This is a genomic window from Chryseobacterium soli (genome assembly GCF_000737705.1).
GTDB lineage: Bacteria > Bacteroidota > Bacteroidia > Flavobacteriales > Weeksellaceae > Chryseobacterium > Chryseobacterium soli.
In genome coordinates this window covers 142531-162376 of record NZ_JPRH01000006.1, presented here as the reverse complement: position 1 = coordinate 162376, position 19846 = coordinate 142531, and the positions used below count along the sequence as shown (strand labels likewise).

Annotated in this window: 18 protein-coding genes and 1 riboswitch; of the genes, 15 read left to right on the top strand and 3 right to left on the bottom strand. The window is 36.4% G+C overall.

Annotated elements, in window-relative coordinates:
• Positions 1-11: 11 nt before the first annotated feature.
• The 5 genes from smpB to IW15_RS15030 all read left to right on the top strand — a co-directional run bounded on the left by smpB (position 12) and on the right by IW15_RS15030 (position 4736).
• Positions 12-470 carry an SsrA-binding protein SmpB gene (gene smpB / locus IW15_RS15050; RefSeq protein WP_034713109.1) on the top strand — a complete coding sequence of 153 codons (459 nt, stop codon included), beginning with the start codon at positions 12-14 and terminating at the stop codon, positions 468-470.
• Positions 471-547: 77 nt separating this feature from the next.
• Positions 548-2047 (top strand): OmpA family protein, encoded by a 1500-nt coding sequence (locus IW15_RS15045; RefSeq protein WP_034712915.1) that lies wholly within the window; start codon positions 548-550, stop codon positions 2045-2047.
• Positions 2048-2141: 94 nt separating this feature from the next.
• A complete protein-coding gene (locus IW15_RS15040) occupies positions 2142-2882 on the top strand; it encodes a YebC/PmpR family DNA-binding transcriptional regulator (protein ID WP_034712912.1) in 741 nt (246 codons plus the stop codon).
• A 57-nt stretch (positions 2883-2939) separates the two neighbouring features.
• The gene (locus IW15_RS15035; RefSeq protein WP_034712910.1) at positions 2940-3764 is read left to right on the top strand and encodes a UDP-2,3-diacylglucosamine diphosphatase; all 825 of its coding nucleotides are present in this window, start codon (positions 2940-2942) and stop codon (positions 3762-3764) included.
• Complete coding sequence (locus IW15_RS15030; protein WP_034712907.1) at positions 3765-4736, top strand: glycosyltransferase family protein; 972 nt, start codon at positions 3765-3767, stop codon at positions 4734-4736.
• Here the strand turns inward: IW15_RS15030 and IW15_RS15025 are convergent.
• Together IW15_RS15025 and IW15_RS15020 are read right to left on the bottom strand one after the other, a co-directional pair.
• Complete coding sequence (locus IW15_RS15025; protein WP_034712904.1) at positions 4725-5015, bottom strand: GNAT family N-acetyltransferase; 291 nt, start codon at positions 5013-5015, stop codon at positions 4725-4727. The two genes, IW15_RS15030 and IW15_RS15025, sit on opposite strands and share 12 nt — an antisense overlap.
• Positions 5016-5148: 133 nt before the next feature.
• Complete coding sequence (locus tag IW15_RS15020) at positions 5149-5898, bottom strand: RDD family protein (protein ID WP_034712903.1); 750 nt, start codon at positions 5896-5898, stop codon at positions 5149-5151.
• A gap of 27 nt (positions 5899-5925) precedes the next feature.
• On the opposite strand from IW15_RS15020, the gene IW15_RS15015 reads away from it, so the two are divergent.
• The 7 genes from IW15_RS15015 to IW15_RS14985 all read left to right on the top strand — a co-directional run bounded on the left by IW15_RS15015 (position 5926) and on the right by IW15_RS14985 (position 12820).
• Positions 5926-6909 carry a stage II sporulation protein M gene (locus IW15_RS15015; protein ID WP_034712901.1) on the top strand — a complete coding sequence of 328 codons (984 nt, stop codon included), beginning with the start codon at positions 5926-5928 and terminating at the stop codon, positions 6907-6909.
• Entirely contained in the window at positions 6893-7855 is a 963-nt protein-coding gene (locus IW15_RS15010; RefSeq protein WP_034712899.1) for a DUF4013 domain-containing protein, read from the top strand. The genes IW15_RS15015 and IW15_RS15010 overlap by 17 nt, the downstream gene beginning before the upstream one ends.
• Complete coding sequence (locus IW15_RS15005; protein WP_034712896.1) at positions 7848-8645, top strand: DUF4129 domain-containing protein; 798 nt, start codon at positions 7848-7850, stop codon at positions 8643-8645. The genes IW15_RS15010 and IW15_RS15005 overlap by 8 nt, the downstream gene beginning before the upstream one ends.
• Positions 8646-8658: 13 nt before the next feature.
• Complete coding sequence (locus IW15_RS15000; RefSeq protein ID WP_034712893.1) at positions 8659-9816, top strand: DUF4350 domain-containing protein; 1158 nt, start codon at positions 8659-8661, stop codon at positions 9814-9816.
• 78 nt (positions 9817-9894) lie between these two features.
• On the top strand, positions 9895-10926 hold the full coding sequence (locus IW15_RS14995; RefSeq protein ID WP_034712890.1) for an AAA family ATPase: 1032 nt from the start codon (positions 9895-9897) through the stop codon (positions 10924-10926).
• Between the two features lie 51 nt (positions 10927-10977).
• On the top strand, positions 10978-12300 hold the full coding sequence (locus IW15_RS14990) for a DUF58 domain-containing protein (RefSeq protein ID WP_034712887.1): 1323 nt from the start codon (positions 10978-10980) through the stop codon (positions 12298-12300).
• A gap of 100 nt (positions 12301-12400) precedes the next feature.
• Complete coding sequence (locus tag IW15_RS14985; protein WP_034712885.1) at positions 12401-12820, top strand: OsmC family protein; 420 nt, start codon at positions 12401-12403, stop codon at positions 12818-12820.
• A 173-nt stretch (positions 12821-12993) separates the two neighbouring features.
• On the opposite strand, the gene IW15_RS14980 is transcribed toward IW15_RS14985, so the two are convergent.
• Positions 12994-15609: an MGH1-like glycoside hydrolase domain-containing protein gene (locus IW15_RS14980; protein WP_034712882.1), complete on the bottom strand. Its 2616-nt coding sequence runs from the start codon at positions 15607-15609 to the stop codon at positions 12994-12996.
• 188 nt (positions 15610-15797) lie between these two features.
• A riboswitch (SAM riboswitch) is annotated at positions 15798-15904 on the top strand.
• 60 nt (positions 15905-15964) lie between these two features.
• On the opposite strand from IW15_RS14980, the gene IW15_RS23220 reads away from it, so the two are divergent.
• From IW15_RS23220 to IW15_RS14965, 3 genes are all read left to right on the top strand, one after another.
• Complete coding sequence (locus tag IW15_RS23220; protein WP_034712880.1) at positions 15965-16903, top strand: alpha/beta fold hydrolase; 939 nt, start codon at positions 15965-15967, stop codon at positions 16901-16903.
• A 63-nt stretch (positions 16904-16966) separates the two neighbouring features.
• Positions 16967-18505, top strand: a complete 1539-nt coding sequence (locus IW15_RS23215) for an ACT domain-containing protein (protein ID WP_034712878.1) — start codon at positions 16967-16969, stop codon at positions 18503-18505.
• Positions 18506-18625: 120 nt separating this feature from the next.
• Positions 18626-19786, top strand: a complete 1161-nt coding sequence (locus IW15_RS14965) for an O-succinylhomoserine sulfhydrylase (RefSeq protein ID WP_034712876.1) — start codon at positions 18626-18628, stop codon at positions 19784-19786.
• The last annotated feature ends 60 nt before the right edge of the window (positions 19787-19846 follow it).

The following is a 19846-nucleotide window of genomic DNA, read 5'->3' as shown; positions in this document are numbered from 1 at the left end:
ATTTAAAAATGATGAAGATCGAAAAAACAGTCAATATATTTAATAGAAGAGCCCGGTTTGAATATGAAATTCTTGAAGAATTTGAAGCAGGCATGGTATTAACGGGTACGGAGATAAAATCTTTACGTTCATCCAAAGCTTCCATTACAGAATCGTTCTGTCAGTTTATTGATGGGGAGTTATACATTATAAATATGATGATTGATGAGTACAAATTAGGTACTTTTTACAATCACAAAACAAAAAGGGAACGGAAATTGCTGTTGCACAAAAAAGAATTGCAGAAACTTGAAAAGAAATTAAAGGATGCAGGAAATACTGTTATACCTTTAAAGTTATATATTAATGACAAGGGGAAAGCAAAGGTTTTAATAGCGCTAGGAAGGGGGAAAAAGCTTTTTGATAAAAGGGAAGCGATAAAAGATAGAGAAAATAAACGTAACCTGGATAGAATATTAAAGAAAAGTTAAAAATCATTTAAAAAACTTTGTATATAAAGAAAAATTATATTTATTTTGCATTATCAATTATTTAATCATTTAATTCTATGAAAAATCTAAAATTAGGAATTTCAGCATTGGCGCTTACTGTAGCCTCTACTGTTTTCGCTCAGACTACCAACAATCCGTGGTTAATCGGGGTTGGTGCTCATGCGGAAAACCATAAAGCACAGCAGGGCAACTTCAGTAATACGTTCTCTGCTAATAATTTGACGAAGACAATGTTCAATGTGAACAACTTCTCTATCACTCCTCCATTGTCTAAGCTTACTGTAGCTAGAAACATTGGTAAAGGTTTGGTTATCGACTGGCAGACTTCTGTAGGAAATGTTGATAATAAGAGATTCAACATGGGTAAAGAGTTCATGTTAATGACTGGTCTTGGTTTCCAGGCTAAAGCTGCAGGGCTTTTATGGAACGAAGAGTCTTGGTTTGATCCTTACTTAAGAGTAGGTGCTAACTATTTAAGACATGACTATACTGCTCTTTCTTTCCCAAGAACTGACGTTAATGGAAACTATGTTTTAAACGGAGACGGTGGTAACGAGAATGGTAAAGCTAACTTCTTTACAGTTTCTACAGGTGCAGGTGCTAACTTCTGGGTAACTAAGAACTTCGGTCTTGGTGTTCAGGGTGATTATGTATCAACTCCTGGTGATAAATCTACTGTTGCTAACTTTTGGCAAGCTTCAGCATCTTTACTATTTAGATTTGGTAACAGAGATAGAGATAAGGATGGTATCTTAGATAAAGACGATTTATGTCCAGATACACCAGGTCTACCAGAATTCCAAGGATGTCCTGATACTGACGGTGATGGAGTTCCAGATAAAGACGATCAATGTCCAGACGTAGCAGGTCCAGTTGAAAACAACGGTTGTCCTTGGCCAGATACTGACGGTGATGGTGTAATAGACAAAGATGATGCTTGTCCTACAGTTGCAGGTCCAGCAGAAAACAACGGTTGTCCTTGGCCAGATACTGACGGTGATGGTATCTTAGACAAAGATGATGCTTGTCCTACAGTACCAGGTCTTCCTGAATACAACGGATGTCCAGCTCCTAAGAAGCCAACAGCTATCGTAGTAACTGAACAATTAAAAGATATCTTATTTGATTTCAACAAAGCTACAATCAGACCTCAGTCTAGTGAAAAATTAGACAGTGCTGCTAAGATTATCAAAGATGCAGATGCTGAAAACTTCGTAGTAGTAGGTATGACAGATGCTAAAGGTGCTGCCGCTTACAACTTGAAACTTTCTAAAGAAAGAGCCGCTTCTGTAGTAGCTGCTTTAGAAGCTAGAGGTGTAAACCCTGCAACATTGAAATCTATCGGTATCGGTTCTCAGGAAGCTACTGTTCCTGCAACTGCATCTGATGCTGAAAGACAAAAAGACAGAAAAGTTATCGTAAGAGCTATCTCAGGTGCTGAGTGGGATACTTACAAGAAGAATGACCTTACTGTAGCTAAACCAGCTAAAAAAGCTGTTAAAAAAGGTGCTAAGAAAGCTCCAGCTAAGAAGGCTCCAGCTAAAAAGAAAAAATAATTAATTTTTCTAAATAATAAATACCTCCAATTTTTTTGGGGGTATTTTTTTTTCGTATACTTTTAAGTAATTTTGTTGAAAATTTAAAATAAAAATGGGAAGAGCATTTGAATATAGAAAAGCTTCTAAAATGGCCCGTTGGGATAAAATGGCCAAAACTTTTTCTAAAATTGGAAAAGATATCGCATTAGCAGTAAAAGCTGGTGGACCAGATCAGGAAGCTAATCCTGCATTAAGGAGATGCATCCAGAATGCAAAAGGCGCGAATATGCCAAAAGACAATGTGGAAAGAGCCATCAAAAAGGCGAGTGGTGCTGATGCAGAAAACTATGAGGAGATTACCTATGAAGGATATGGACAGGGTGGTGTTGCATTTTTTGTAGAATGTACCACCAATAACACAACAAGAACTGTTGCCAACGTAAGAGCTATTTTTAATAAGTTCGACGGTAACCTTGGGAAAAATGGGGAGCTAGCATTTATCTTTGATAGAAAAGGTATTTTCAGTATTGATAAGGCCCAAATCAAAATGGATTGGGATGATTTCGAAATGGAAATGATTGATGGAGGTGCTGAAGATGTAGATCAGGATGAAGAAGAAGTAATGATTACGACTGCTTTTGAAGATTTTGGATCTATGTCTCATAAACTGGATGAACTTGGAGTGGAAGCTAAAAGTGCAGAACTTCAAAGAATTGCCAACAATACGAAAGAAGTGAATGCAGATCAGTTTAAGGCTAACATGAAAATGCTTGAGCGTTTTGAAGAAGATGATGATGTGCAGAACGTTTATCACAATATGGAAATCACAGAAGAGTTAATGAACACTCTCTAAAAAATAATATAGCATTCATATATAATTAACTTTCAATTAGTTTCTTTGCATAAAACTATGAAAAGAAACGTAGAGCTAGTTGTTATTTCGGATGTTCATTTGGGAACTTATGGATGTAAGGCTAAAGAATTGCTGAGATATCTGAATTCTATTCAACCTAAGACTCTGGTTTTGAATGGAGACATTATTGATATCTGGCAGTTTAAAAAGTCTTACTTCCCTAAACCTCATTTGAAAGTGATCAAGAAGATTCTTTCGTTGGCTACTAAAAGTACGGAAGTCTACTATATCACAGGCAATCATGATGAAATGTTCCGGAAGTTTACCGATTTTGAATTGGGTAAATTAAAGGTCTGCAATAAAATCTGTCTGGATATTGATCAAAAGAAAACCTGGATCTTTCATGGGGATGTTTTCGATGCATCAGTCCAGCATTCTAAATGGATTGCCAAACTCGGCGGCAAAGGCTACGATCTGCTAATCATCATCAATAATATGGTCAATTGGTTTTTGGAGAAAATGGGACGGGAAAAGTATTCATTTTCAAAGAAAATCAAAAACAATGTAAAGAAAGCCGTGAAGTATATTGGCGACTTTGAGCTGACGGCTTCCGAATTGGCTATTGACAATCATTATGACTACGTAATCTGCGGACATATTCATCAGCCTCAGATTCGGAAAGTAATCAATAAAAAAGGATCCTGTACTTATCTTAATTCCGGAGACTGGATAGAAAACCTGTCTGCCCTGGAATACAATGAAAAGGAATGGACTATTTTTTATTATGATGAACATAAACATCTGCTTCAAGATGATGGAACAGAAGATATTCAGGATATGGATAATTCTGAACTTTTAAAAATAGTTACCAATTTTTCCTAAATGAAAATTTTATATGCATTTCAGGGTACCGGAAACGGTCACGTAGCAAGAGCACAGGAAATTATTCCTATTCTTAAAAAATACGCTTCGGTAGACACTTTAATCAGTGGGCATCAATCGCAATTAAAGGCTGATTTTGATATTAACTATCAACATAAGGGCATTTCTCTGCTTTATAACAAAACAGGCGGTTTATCCTACCGCAAAACGTTTACTGAAAATAAATTTCTGGAAGCTGCTAAAACAATCAGGGAACTTGAGCTTTCCCGGTATGATCTCATCATTAACGATTATGAACCTCTCACCGGCTGGGCTTGTAAATTGAAGAAATTACCGATGATTGAACTTAGCCATCAGGCATCTATGAGCTTTGCCGAAACTCCAAAACCTGAAAAAAAAGACTTCCTGGGAGAATTGATCTTAAAATATTATGTTCCCAGTGACAGAAAAATAGGGTTTCATTTTGAAAATTATCATCCTCAGATTAAAAAGCCGGTTATCAGAAGAAAAATAAGAAATCTTAATCCGCAGAAAAAAGGATATTATTTGGTTTATCTTCCCAGTTTTGCCGATGAGAATATTATTAAAATTTTGCGACAGATTCCTGTTGAATGGAAAGTATTTTCAAAATACAGTAAACAACAGGTTAAAGTGAAAAATGTAGAAGTTTTTCCTATCGACGAAATTCAATACCTCAAATATTTTGAAAGCTGTGAAGGGATTTTATGCAATGCCGGTTTTGAGAGCCCGGCAGAGGCACTTTTTATGGATAAGAAATTATTCGTGATTCCCATTCATAACCAATACGAACAGGAATGTAATGCCTGCGCTTTAGATCAAATGGGAATTCCTAATTCTAAAGTGTTAGAACTTGAAGAGATCATGAATTGGGTAGCTTCTGATCATCATCTCAAGGTAAACTACCCGGATAATATTGAAGATATACTGGTGAATGAAGTTTTAATTCTTTAAGAAAATATCATCTACATCGGTCATTCTCGTCATCACAGCTCTTGCATAGGAACAGTGCGGATATACTTTCCAGTTGTTTTCCCTTGAAAATTTCAGGGCTTCTTCAACCAAAAATTTTCCCATTCCCCTTCCTTCAAATTCCGGATGTACCAGTACGAAAGAAATAATCAGTTTATTGTCTTCAGGGAAAATAGTATAGGTAAGCCTTCCTACTTCTTTTACTTCGTTGTTGAGCGTAATAACACCGCCGTTTCCTGATTTATTGTTGTCAAATTTCATAATCAATAATTTGTTAATGGAAATACAAAAATTGCACCGACCTTTTGTGAAACATAAATAACACGAATGTTTTCAGAAGCAATATCAATTTTCAAAGTCACTCCAGCTATCAAATGGAGTTGTACATTGAGCTTTAATTATCTTTCCCAGTATAGTAATTGTAATCTTTGATGATCACATTAATAAACTGCCTTTCCGTCATTTTTACGGCATCAACATCCAGTTTTAAAATACTTTTAATCTTATCTGATAGCTTGCTGATTACCTGTCTGTCGTCTATTTTAAGGGCTTTTGTATAATTATCTTTAATAATTCTCATGTCGTTATCACTCAGAGCAATTACCTGAGGAAATGAAGGAACGTAATCCTGATGGATATTTTCTAAGATTGTATGAGAAATATTGATGTTATTTTTGAGTGAAATCACGGCGGTACCGGAAGCAATATCTCCTAACCGCTGATTATTTTTTGAAACGATCATTGAGATCAAACCAACCACTCCGGCAAAAGAAGTATCAATCAGCCTGAATACCCATCGAATCAGATAATCTCCAAAACTGGCCTGATATCCATCAATTTTTACCACCCGGATTTTCATGGCTTTTTTGCCGGGAGTCTGTCCCTCCATCAGGCTTTCCAAAACAACGGGGTAAATGTAAATAGGAAATGTAATGGCAATATAGATAGCCATTTGCGACCATTGATCAAGCCCGGTCAATATATAGCCTAAATCAAAAACACTAAAAAATAAATACAAAGCAACAACTGCGTATGCCACTTTTATCAGAAGATCAATGATGAAAGCAAGCATTCTTTCTCCAACGCTGGCGGTGGTAAAGTTAATATTTACATTTTGTGAAGTATTTATCGCAATTTGAGACATATTTTTTATTATTTTAGCCTTACAATTATGAGAGAAGTTTATTTTATTAAACAAAATAAAGAAAAATGGTTGGGAATAGAACAGGTTATTCAAGGGAAAATCAAAAAAAATCCTGATGACCTGTCTTCGCTGTACATCAATCTCATCAATGATCTTTCTTTTGCACAGACTTATTACCCTAAAAGCAATACGACTGTATATCTGAATCACCTTTCTTCCCAAATATTTCAGAAGATTTATAAAACGAAACGTGTGGAAGAAAACAGGCTGTTGTATTTCTTCAAAACAGAAGCGCCTTTACTGGTGTATCAGTATCGGAGGTATTTGATGTATGCTTTTATTTTCTTCATTTTATTTACTTCCATAGGCGTTCTTTCCGCAATATATGATAAAGATTTCACGAATATCATTCTTGGAGAAGGGTATGTGAATGAAACGATTGAAAACATCAAAAAAGGGAATGCAGTAGGAGTTTATCAGAGCGGTTCCACATGGGGCAGTACGATAGGAATTATTTTTAATAATATCGGAGTAGGTGCTAAATTATATCTCTATGGGATTGCCGGAGGAATAGGAACGCTGTATGCGCTTCTTTCCAATAGTGTAATGCTGGGGTCATTCCAGTATTTTTTCTATGATTACGGAGCCTTAATGGATAGTGCAAGAGGAATCTGGCTTCACGGAGTTTTTGAGATCTTTTCAATGGTGGTGGAAGCTATGTGCGGATTGATTCTTGGGGCCTCTATTTTATTTCCTAAAACCTTATCAAGATTCAATTCTTTTAAAAGCGGTTTTAAAGATTCCTTTAAAATATTCTTAAGCACGGTTCCCTTTACCATCTGTGCGGGAATTATCGAAGGATACGTTACAAGACATGCCTTGAAAATGCCGCTCATATTGAATCTTATTATTATTTTCGGGTCTTTGGTTATAATAGGATTTTACTATTTCATTTACCCGTCCATTGTCTATAAAAAAATTAATACACCAACAAATGATGCAATTTTATAAGAAAAGGGAGTTTGGAACTTTTATCAGCGACAGTTTCAACTTTTTCAAAATATACGGTAAAAATTATTTTAAAAACTATCTGCTTATCAATGGTCTGCTGATTATTTTGATGATAGCAGTGGTTATTTTCGGATTCAGAGAGATTTTCGGACAGCTTGCTGGTTCAAATCTTAGCGGTGAAAGCTACTACTTCGAAAGGTATTTTTCTGATAACGCCGGAATGCTCGTCATTGTAGGAGGATTGATATTTGTGCTTTTTGCAGTACTGATGATCGTCAATTATTTATATCCCGTGTTTTATCTTAAAAGAATTGCTCAGGGAGCTGAGAAGGTGAAATCTGATGAGATTCTGGGTGATTTTAAGAAAAATGCAGGCAGAATTATTATTCTTTGTTTAGGAATGATGTTTATTGTCACGCCGCTGTCCTTCTTTGTACTGGGAATCTCTTATGCACTGCTGCTGATCATTATCGGATTCTTCCTGTTGCTGCTGGTATATCCTACACTTTTTAATGTCGTGATATTTTTGATGTTTGATTATTTCAATACAGACAGAGGTTTCTTTGAAAGCTTAAGTTATGCCATCAGATCGCAGTTTTCTTATCCGAATGGGAGAGAAAAATCACCATATTGGAAATATTGGGGAGCAACCATTGTGGTATCCATCATTTTATATGTGATAACTTCTATTTTCACACTGATACCGATGATGTTTACTTATGGATCAGCGCTTACGACAATTCCTGATGGAAGTTCCGGACAAGATGCTTTTGCAGGGGTAGCAGGGATTATCTTCTTCATATTTTACGGAATTTCAATGCTGATCTCATTTTTCCTCTCGAATTTAATCTTTATCAATTCAGGGTTAATGTATTATGACAGCCGGACAGATCTTCATCAAAAAGTAGAACTTGCAGAAATTGAAACCATCGGATTTAATGAATAAATTTCTTTTTTTCATACTGATCTTTTTTTCGGTAGAATCGGTATATGCTCAAAGCGACAGTGCAACAACTGTGGTTGAAAGCTATATGGAAGATTCTCTGAGCTCAGGGCATTATAGAAATATGCTTCGGGCGGATTCTGTTTTGTTGAGGAATCCTGTTTCTGAAAATACAGTGTATCCTAAGAAATTTAAAGAAAATCTCCAGTCAAGATACAAAGGGAATGAATACGATTATACTGTTTCTAAGCCCAGAGAATCTTTTTTTCAAAAGCTTTTACGGAAATTAGATCAATTCCTGCAAAGTATTTTTGGAGAAACAGCGTTTACTAAATCTGCTAATGCAGCCAGTATAGTCATTCGGCTTTTTGCTATTCTTCTTGTGGGCTTTTTGCTGTATTTTATCGTCAGATATATCCTTGGAAAAGATGGAAACTTTTTCTTTGGCAAAAAAAATAAGAAAGTAGAGATCAATGCAGAAGAACTCCATGAAAATATTCATGAAATTAACTTTCCGGAAAGTATTGCTCAATTTGAGAGATCCGGCGATTACCGGTCTGCCGTTCGGTATCAGTTTTTATTTGTACTGAAGAAATTAAGCGATAAAAAATTAATCAATTGGAACCCTGAAAAAACCAACAAAGAATATGGAGCGGAATTAAAAGCTCCCCATCTCAAAAATGAATTTTTCAATCTGTCTTACATTTTCGATTATGTATGGTATGGAGAATTCAATATTGATGAACAGGGATATCAGAATTTTAAAAATCAATATCAGGCATTTAAACCGTAATTAAACTTTTACTATGAACAAAACTTTCAAAATATATGCTGTAATCTTCATCGTGGTGATGGTTATTCTGGCGTTGCTTGAAGTGAATAAAAAAGAAACTACGGACTGGAGAAAAAATTTTGATGTCAATAAAAAAACACCTTTCGGATTGTTTGTTTTTAATAATGAAGTGAAAGACCTTTTTAAAAACAATCTGAAAAAAATTGAACAGACTCCGTACGATTATTACAACCAGCATCCTAAAAAACCGCATAATATTCTGGTTATTGAAAGTGACATTGATGAAGAATCGTGGAGAAAAATCCTTGATGAGGTTTCAAAAGGTTCCGATGCGATGCTGATTGTAAATGATATTCCGAGAGAAATTTCAGACAGTATCGGGTACTATGATTCAGACATCTCTTTTAAGGAGGAAAATGTCCTGAAACTTACCGATAAACAATATCAGAATGATTTTATTAAATTAGATAAATTTCCGTCAGGTAGAGGATTCACCTTCATTAAACCCCAGGTGGAAGTCTTGGGCAAAACCATTGAAAAAGATAATGGAGATCAGGCTAATTTTATTAAAGTTAAATTTGGAAAAGGAAATATTTACGTTCACAGCGAACCTCTTTTCCTGACGAATTATTATCTTCTGAAACCGGGAAATATAAAATATACTCAGGATGTTTTTTCGTATCTTCAGGATAAAGAAACCCTTTGGTTTGTAGAAAGCAATACAAAAACTTCGCGGTTTTTTATGAGGTTTATCTTATCAAATCCCGCACTTAAATATGCCTGGTGGCTATTTTTGGGAGGATTGGTTTTGTTTATCTTTTTTAATGCCAAAAGAAAACAGCGTATTGTTCCCATTATTGAACCTCTAAAGAATACTTCGGTAGATTTTGTAAAAAGTATCGGAAACCTTTATTTACAGGAAGGCGATTTCCATGATATGATGGCCAAAAAAGCCCAGTATTTCTTACACAAAATTCGATTGGATCTTTTAATTGATACTCAGAATCTGGATGAAGATTTTATTAAAAAACTTCAGTTGAAAACCGGGAAACCTATTGAAATGATTCAAGAAGCAGTCAGTCTTATTAAAAAAGCGCAGGATCCTTATTCCCATGTAATGAAAGAAGACCTTGCTGCCCTGAATACAATTCTGGATGAAATAATAAAATAAAAGGCAATAATCTGATCAGCCAGTGATACAAGAAGATTATTGCATTGTTAAATTGATATATTGGTAAATTATAATCCTATGGAAAACATTGAAAACCAAAATATAGAAGATCGAAGTTCTATAAACCTCACAAAAAAAGAAGATCAGTTCGAATCAAGAATTGATATGATTGAACTTCGCGCCAGCCTGGAAAAAGTAAAAGCCGAGATCGGGAAGGTGATCGTAGGGCAGGAAAGTATGATTGAACATCTTTTAGCAGCCCTTTTATCAAACGGGCACGTATTGATTGAGGGTGTTCCCGGAGTTGCCAAAACCATTACCGCAAAATTGCTTGCCAAAACCGTTGCTGTAGCGTTCAGCAGAATTCAGTTTACACCGGATCTGATGCCTTCTGATATTTTAGGGACCTCAGTTTTCAATGTAAAAAATTCTGAATTTGAATTTAAAAAAGGACCTATTTTCTCCCACTTTATCCTGATTGATGAGATCAACAGATCACCGGCGAAAACGCAGTCTGCTTTATTTGAAGTGATGGAGGAAAGACAGATCACTATGGACGGAGTACAATATAAAATGGATGAACCGTTTCTGGTGCTGGCTACCCAAAACCCGATAGAGCACGAAGGAACGTACAGGCTTCCTGAAGCACAACTGGACCGTTTTCTATTCAAGATCAATGTTGGATATCCTAATTTTGAGCAGGAAGTTGCCATCATTAAAAATCAGCACGAAAGTAAAAAAGAAGATAAAACGGAGACCGTTCAACAGGTGATTACTGCAGAACAGTTGAAAAATTACCAACATCTGGTAAAAGAAATTATTGTGGAACCTCAGCTGATACAATATATCGCTAAAATCACAGTAAATACCAGAGAAAATCAATTCTTATATCTGGGAGCTTCTCCGAGAGCATCACTGGCACTTCTTAGCGCTTCAAAGGCATTTGCAGCGCTAAGAGGAAGAGATTTTGTAACTCCTGAAGATATTAAAGAAGCCAGTTATGCTGTATTGAGACACAGAGTAATGGTTTCGCCAGAAAGAGAAATGGAAGGTCTTACTGCAGACGAAATTATCCGTCAAATATTAGAAGGAATAGAAATTCCTAGATAAGAGACGGGATTAGGGCTTAGAAAATAGTTCTGATCCTTAAGAATCTATATCATGAAAAACTTATACATCAACACTCGTTTTTTCTTTACGCTCATTGGAGTGGGGATCCTTTATGTGTTCGCATTTTTCTTTCCGTTTTTAATGATTATTGCGCACATCATTCTCCTTATATGCTTTCTGGCGGTGATGGTGGATTATCTTCTGTTGTTTCTTCAAAAGAACGGAGTTCTGGCCCAGAGAATATTACCGGAAAAATTATCCAACGGTGATGAGAATCCGGTGAAAATTGATATTAAAAATGAATACAGCTTTCCCATTACAGCGAGAATCATTGATGAAATTCCGTTTCAGTTTCAGAAAAGGGATTTTTTAATTGAAAAAAAGATTGATTCTGGTAAAAACACGTATTTTCAATATGTTTTAGAGCCTAAAGAAAGAGGGGAATATCATTTTGGAAGCTTAAATATTTACGCTTCATCACCGATAGGTTTTGTCTCCAAAAGGTTTATTTTTCAGAAAGATGCCAGCCTTCCTTCTTATCCGTCTTTCGTACATCTCCGGAAATATGAATTAATGGCACTGCAAAATGAATTTTTGCTGGGTGGAATCAAGAAAATAAGAAAGCTCGGCCATACCATGGAATTTGAGCAGATCAAAGAATATGTTCCGGGAGATGATATCAGAACTATCAACTGGAAAGCAACTTCTAAAACGAATCGCCTGATGGTGAATCAGTTTCAGGATGAGAAGGCACAGCGTGTTTTTATGCTCATCGATACAGGCAGAACAATGAAAATGCCTTTCAATGGATTGAGCTTACTGGATTACTCGATCAATGCGGCAATGGCGTTGTCACATATTATTCTGAAGAAAGGAGACCGTGCAGGAATGATGACGTTTTCGAAAAAAACAGAGAATAAAATTGCGGGGGAAAATAAATCGGGACAGCTGAAAAAAATATCAGAAGCACTGTACAATGTGAAAACTGATTTTTTTGAAAGTGACTTCAACCGTCTGTACCAGGATGTAAAATACTCGATCAATCAAAGAAGTCTGATTCTGTTATTTACGAACTTTGAAACGTTGGATGGATTAAACCGACAGCTGAAATATCTTCGTGGAATAGCCAAAAACTATTTATTAGTGGTCGTTTTCTTTAAAAACTCCGAGCTGCATACACTCATCCATAAAGATCCTGAAAGTACACAGGAAATTTATGATGAAATCATTGCTGAAAAGTTTGAATTTGAAAAGAAACTGATCATTCAGGAACTCCGCAAATATGGAATTTACACCGTATATACACTTCCTGAGAATTTGAATATCGATGTTATCAATAAATATTTGGAGATAAAAGCGAGAGGAATTTTATAAATTTGCAGTACTAAATAATTAAAAGCACTTCAACAGATGCTGTTTCATATAGCGGTATCCTTCAGAATGAAGTGAAAATCTTTCAAATCAAAATTCAACAATGAAAATAACACTTAATAGAATCAACGACGACTTTTTATTTGAATGTACCAATTCTCAGGGAAATTCAATTCTTTTAGACAATACTTCACAGCCCGGAGCCAAAGGAGTTTCTCCAATGGAAAGTGTGCTGATGGCGGTTGCAGGATGCAGCGGAATCGATGTGGTTTCCATTTTAAAAAAACAGCGTCAGGAAATTACAGACTTTAAGGCTGAAGTAGAAGGAGAAAGAGTGGTTGTAGAAGATGCAAAACCTTTTAAGGCAATCAAGGTGAAATTTTTCCTGGCGGGAACGGTTGATCCTAAAAAAGCAGCAAAAGCGGCGGAATTATCTTTTGAAAAATACTGCTCAGTGTCCAAAACCCTTGAACCGAATGTGGAAATAGGATATGAAGTTTTTGTTAACGGAGAAAAGATTTAAATTATCAATCATAAAAAACAAAACAACCGGGCAGTACTGTCCGGTTGTTTTATTTTTGCTACGTTCATGTGATTATTATCTACGCTTCCGGTAAGTCCTTCTGCTAAACGTAATCCTATTCTGTTGTAAGAATAGTTGTCAGCAAAAAGCCCCTTAAAAAAGAGGCTTTGCAGTTATATTGTCAATCTTGGTTTCATGAGTTTTGCGACGGTGGCTGTCCATCCCGTTTGGTGGGAAGCACCTACGCCGCGGCCGTTATCACCGTGGAAATATTCAAAGAAAGTAATGTAATCTCTGAAATGTTCATCATAATTAAAAAGAGCATTTCCTCCATTGAAAGCCCTCTGGCCATGTTCATCCTTTAAAAATATAGAACAAAGTCTATTGCTTATATTTTGGGCGACTTCGTCGAGATTTCTTTTGTCTCCGCTTCCTGTCGGAAGGTCGACCTTTAGACTGTTTCCATAATAAAAATGAAAACGCTGTAAACTTTCAACGATCAGGAAATTGATGGGGAACCAGATCGGTCCTCTCCAGTTGCTGTTCCCACCGAACATTCTGCTGTCGCTTTCCGCAGGAGTATAATACACTACATTTTCATTGCCGTGAACAGAGAAAACAAAAGGATTTTCTTCATATACTTTTGACATTGCACGGATTCCGTAAGAGCTTAAAAACTCTTTCTCATCAAGCATTCTTGTCAGGACTTTTTTCAATCTGTTTTTACGCAAAATACTCATTAAGTGCTTTCTGCCGTGTCCTTCTTCATCCCAGTGAGAAACTAATTTTGTAAGCTCAGGCTTGTTTTTCAATACCCATTCCATTCTTATTTTGAAATTAGGCATTTTTTCAAGCAGACTGTGATCAATAACTTCCACAGCAAATAATGGGATAAGGCCTACGATGCTTCTTAAACGTAATGATACGCTTTCACCGTTTCCAAGCTGCAGAACGTCATAGAAAAATCCATCTTCCTCATTCCATAATCCTTCTTTATCATCACCCAGATTTTCCATGGCCTCAGCGATATACAGATAGTGCTCAAAAAACTTAATCGCCATATCCTCATATACCTGATAATACTGAGCGAGTTCCATGGCAATACGCATCATATTAAGGGCATACATAGCCATCCAGCTGGTTCCGTCTGCCTGTTCAAGATGCTGACCGTCTTTTAAGACCATATTTCTGTCGAAGGCCCCAATATTATCAAGTCCTAAGAAACCGCCCCCAAAAATATTATTCCCGCTTTTATCCTTTCGGTTAACCCACCAGGTGAAATTCAGAAGAAGTTTTTGGAAAACTTTTTCAAGGAATAATAAGTCGGGTTTACCGTTTTGCTTTTCATCAATCTTAAAAACCCGGAAACATGACCATGCATGAACAGGTGGATTTACATCACTTAAGTTCCATTCATAAGCAGGAAGCTGACCGTTCGGGTGCATATACCATTCCTTGGTAAGCAGTAAAAGCTGCCCTTTTGCAAATTCAGCATCAATAATAGCATAAGGAACACAATGGAAAGCCAGATCCCAGGTTGCATACCACGGATATTCCCATTTGTCGGGCATAGAGATGATGTCTTTATTATGAAGATGGTTCCACTCCGTATTTCTTACATAATCATTGAAATTTCTTGGAGCTTCAAAATTAGGATCTCCTTTCAGCCATTTTCCGACGTTGTAATGATAAAATTGTTTATTCCAAAGCAGTCCCGCGAAAGCCTGTCTCTGAACATTTTTTTCATCATCATTCGTTACGTCATTTTGCATTTCGTTATAAAACTCATTGGCTTCATTGATTCTTGCATTCAGGATCTCATCAAACTGAGAAAATGGTTCATCCAATTCATTTGGACATAATCTGAAATCAAATGTTTTTGACTCGCCGGCGCCAATCATTTCATCAATTAAAAAAGAAGCTTTTGTTCCTCTTTTTTCAGGATTCACTGTATTGGACTGATGGATGATAAAATTATTGATGCCATCTTTAAAATAGGTATTTTCTGTTTCGGGAGCTCCATACAGCTTGGGAGTATTCGTTTCATTCTCACAAAAAACACTATTGGCATTCAATCTCCTTGAATACAATTTCTTAATGGATATGCTATCGTGGTTAATGTCAATACATCCTTCATGAGAGGCATTCAGCTGACCTTTATACGTATTATACCCCCATTTCCAGTTATTTCTGAACCATGCGGTCGGAGCCACTACAATGGGAGCCTCCTGCTGGCTTCTGTTACACACAGTAACCCTTACCAGAATATCATTATGATCGGCTTTACCGTATTCAATGAAAATATCGAAATACTCGTTATTGTCAAAGATCCCGGTATCGATAATTTCATACTCAGGTTCCTTTTTACTTCGTCTGCCGTTTTCAGCAACGAGGTTATCATATGGGAATTTATTGATAGGATATTTGTACACCATCTTCATATAGCTGTGGGTAGGTGTATTATCCAGGTAATAAAAAATTTCTTTAATATCTTCTCCGTGATTTCCCTGAGGATTACTCAGTCCAAAGAAGCGCTCCTTCACCATCTTATCTTTCTTGTTCCAGAAAGAAAGACCGAAACAGAAAATCTGTTTTACATCAGAGATTCCGGCAATACCTTCCTCTCCCCATCGATAGGCGTAGCTTTCTGCATTATTATGATTGGTATGGTTCCAGGCATTTCCGTTCGGACTGTAATCTTCCCGTACATTTCCCCATTGACGGTTGCTTACATAAGGACCCCAGTTTTTCCAGTTGTTATCTTCTAATCTTTGTTTTTCAACACTCATATTGCATCACTTTTCGATACGAAGGTAGTTTTTTTGAAAAATAATTCCAATTGTTTTAATCTGAATTATCCTTAACATAGTCTTGAAAATCTTTTATTTATGGGGCTTTTAAGGGGAAATTATTTTTTTTTAAAAAGATAAAATAAAAAGTACTATCTTTGCGGCACACGTTCATTCAAATATTGAAAATGTTATCAAGAAAGGTTGAGGGATTAGACCCTATGAAACCTTAGCAACCCTTTGTGCAAGCAAAGAAGGTGCTACGTTCTACCAATTTATTTTGGACAGATAACTTACTGAAGTTCTTTCAGCCATTTCTTATGGCATTTTCAATTGTATTAAAATAATAATAGAATTGAAAACAGAACTAAAAAATATTACACTTTCGTATCAAACGAATTCCGGTAAGGAATACAATATCCCGTTGAGCTACCAGCTCTTCGGGAAAGACCTGTTTACTGCACCCATCATTGTTATTAATCATGCTTTAACCGGAAACTCCAATGTTGCCGGTAAAAAAGGATGGTGGAAACAGCTGATCGGCGAAGGACAGGTTATTGATACCAATACCTACACTGTTCTGTGTTTCAATATTCCCGGAAACGGATATGATAATTTTTTAATTGATGAATATGAAAATTTTTCTCCTTCAGATATTGCCAATATATTTCTGGAAGGACTTAAAATTCTAAACATACAAAGCGTATACGCCATTATTGGAGGATCACTGGGCGGAGGAATTGGATGGGAAATGCTGGCTAAACAACCAGATCTGGCGGAAATCTTTATTCCGGTGGCCTGCGATTTCAAAACCCATGACTGGCTTCATGCACAATGCCTGGTTCAGAAGTTTTTGTTGGGTAGCGATCACGAGCCATTACAAAAAGCGAGAATTCATGCGATGCTGTGCTACAGGACGCCGCAATCATTAAACGATAGATTTCAAACTCAATATAATCAGGAAAAGCAATGCTTAGAATCAGAAGACTGGTTGGTGTATCACGGTAATTCACTAAACGAAAGATTTAGTTTAAAATCGTATAAGCTGATGAACCATCTGCTGATGAATATTAATGCCGAACAAAAAAGATTGGATGAGATCAGCGCACGAATGCACCTGATTTCAGTAGATACCGATTTATTTTTTCCGGCCTCTGAAATTCGAATGTGCTTTGAAAAGCTGAAAGAGAAAAATAAAAATGTTGACTATCACGAGATACAATCAATACATGGGCATGATGCCTTCTTAATGGAATACGAACAATTAAATAACATCATTAAAAATATTTTGTAAAGAATGAAATGGAGCGGCCGCGAAATTCTATCTGACCAATAATAAAAATTAAAGTAAGAACAGATGAAAAATGCTAACGAAATAAAATTTTTAAAAAACAGATCAATCATCAAATTTGAAGGAGAAGATTTCTTAGGTGAAATCGGGATTGACGGAAGAATTTTCAAAGCCCTTACCCTGGCGAGAATCAGTGTGGGCGTAATTTCTCAACAGGCTATAGAAAACGGCCTCTCAATTTTAGTTCATGAAAATGATTCCGAAAAAGCGGTTAACTGTCTCATAGAAGAATTTGAAGCAGAAAGACTATCGGGGAAAGTTTCTCAGATCTACAGCATCAATAATGTTTCTGTACTGGGATTTGTTGCTGAGGATTTTAATAAAATTCTTTCAGAGCTTGCCAGAAATAATGTTTTTCCACTGCTTTTAAATCAAATTGCAAGTGAAAAAAGAGTCAATATAGTAGTGACCTCTTCACAGGATGAGAAAACTAAAAATATCATTGAATCTGAGATTTCGAAAAAACCTAAAACCGTTCATCTGGCTATTATCGGCCATGGAAATGTAGGGAAAACATTAATTGAGCAGGTGCTGAAATCATCAGAAGAGATTAAAAGACGTAAGAAGATTGATCTTAAAGTAGTGGCGGTAGCCAATTCAAAGAAAATTGCATTTAATAAAAAAGGTTTTGACGGTAATTGGAATGATGAGGTGCTGGCGGCGAAAAATTCTTCCAATGTTGAAGAACTGATTAGCTTCTCCAAAGAAAACCAGCTGGAAAATCTGATCGTTGTAGATAATACAGCAAGTAAAGATTTTGTTAAAAATTACCATGCCTTAGCTGAAAATGGATTTGACCTTGTGTCTTCCAATAAAATATTCAACACACTTCCTATTGAAGAATATCGCAAACTAAGATATACGTTGAGTAAAAATAATAGAAGATATCTGTATGAAACCAACGTGGGTGCCGGTTTACCCTTAATTGATACCATAAAATTATTACACCTTTCAGGGGAAAACATTACCAGAATCAAAGGTGTATTCTCAGGATCTTTAAGCTATATCTTCAATAATTATTCTGTAAGAAATGACAAATTTTCTACAGTGATCGGAGAGGCAATGGAAAAAGGATATACGGAACCGGATCCACGCGAAGATCTTTCAGGAAATGATGTTGCGAGAAAACTGTTGATCCTTGCGAGAGAATTAGACCTGATCAATGAATTCAGTGATATCAATATTCAAAATTTAATTCCGGAACATCTTCTTTCCATTGAGAAAAATGAATTCGTTTCAAGATTGGAAGAACTGGATGATGAATATCAAAAAATTAAGGACAATCAGGAATCTGGTCATGTGCTGCGCTATGTAGGAGATCTGCATGGAGACCTGCAAAAAGAAAAAGGCCAGCTGGATGTAAAACTGATTTCTGTTCCGGGAGGTTCTGCTTTAGGGCAACTGAAAGGATCAGATTCCATTTTTGAAATCTATACGGAAAGTTATGGTGAAAACCCGATTGTGATTATGGGAGCAGGAGCAGGAGCCCAGGTGACGGCAAGAGGTGTTTTCGGAGATATTTTAAGACTAAGCGAAACAAAATAAATTAATGTACATACAGCGATATAACAGTGTACCCAAAAAAACTACCTCAAAAAGCACGTACAGTCACTCATTGGTAAACTGTTACACTGATATATTGCTACATTATTAAAATTAAACTATATGGAAAATTTTGAAACATTTGCAATAAGAACACAGACTGAGAGAAGCCAGTTTGATGAGCATTCTACACCATTATACCTTACCTCCAGCTTTGTTTTCCAGGATGCGGAAGATATGCGGGCGAGCTTTGCCGAAGAAAAATCTAAAAATTTATACAGCCGATTTTCCAATCCTAACGTCAATGAATTTACCGATAAAATCGTAAAAATGGAAGGTGCAGAAGCCGGATACGCTTTTGCAACGGGGATGGCTGCGATCTATTCTACATTTGCAACATTACTGGATGCCGGAGATCATATTGTAAGCTGCCAGTCGGTTTTTGGATCTACCCATACTTTATTTACGAAGTATTTCCCGAAATGGAATATCGAAACCACCTACTTTAAAGCAGATAATGCAGAAAATGTTGAGCAGTATATTAAGCCCAATACAAAAATTTTATATCTGGAAACACCAACCAATCCGGCCATTGAAATTCTGGATTTAGAGTTTTTCGGGAAAATTGCAAAAAAACATAATCTGATTTTTATTGTCGATAACTGTTTTGCGACGCCTTATCTGCAACAGCCCATCAAATATGGGGCAGATGTGGTGGTGCATTCCGCGACAAAGCTTATTGACGGACAGGGAAGGGTGTTAGGAGGTGTTGCTGTAGGAAGAGCAGACCTGATCAGAGAAATATATCTTTTCGCAAGAAATACCGGTCCCGCTATGTCGCCTTTCAATGCCTGGGTATTGTCAAAAAGTTTGGAGACCCTTGCCATCCGTGTAGAAAGACACTGTGAGAATGCGTTGAAAGTTGCTCAGTTTCTGGAGAGCCATCCTAATGTAGAATTGGTGAAATATCCTTTCTTACCTTCCCATCCAAGCTATGAAATTGCAAAAAAGCAGATGAAATTAGGCGGAAATATCGTGGCTTTCGAAATAAAAGGCGGAATAGAAGGTGGCAGGAAGTTTTTAGATAGCATTACAATGTGTTCGCTTTCCGCAAACCTGGGCGATACAAGAACTATTGTGACACATCCTGCTTCTACAACACACTCGAAATTAACCGACGAAGAAAGAAATGAAGTGGGAATTACTGCCGGTTTGGTTCGTTGTTCAGTAGGTCTTGAAAATGTAGAGGATGTCATAGCAGATCTGAAACAGGCACTGGATTAAATTATTTTGACAGATTGATCTCAAAAAATTAGCCTTGATTAGGTTTCAGAATAAAAAGTT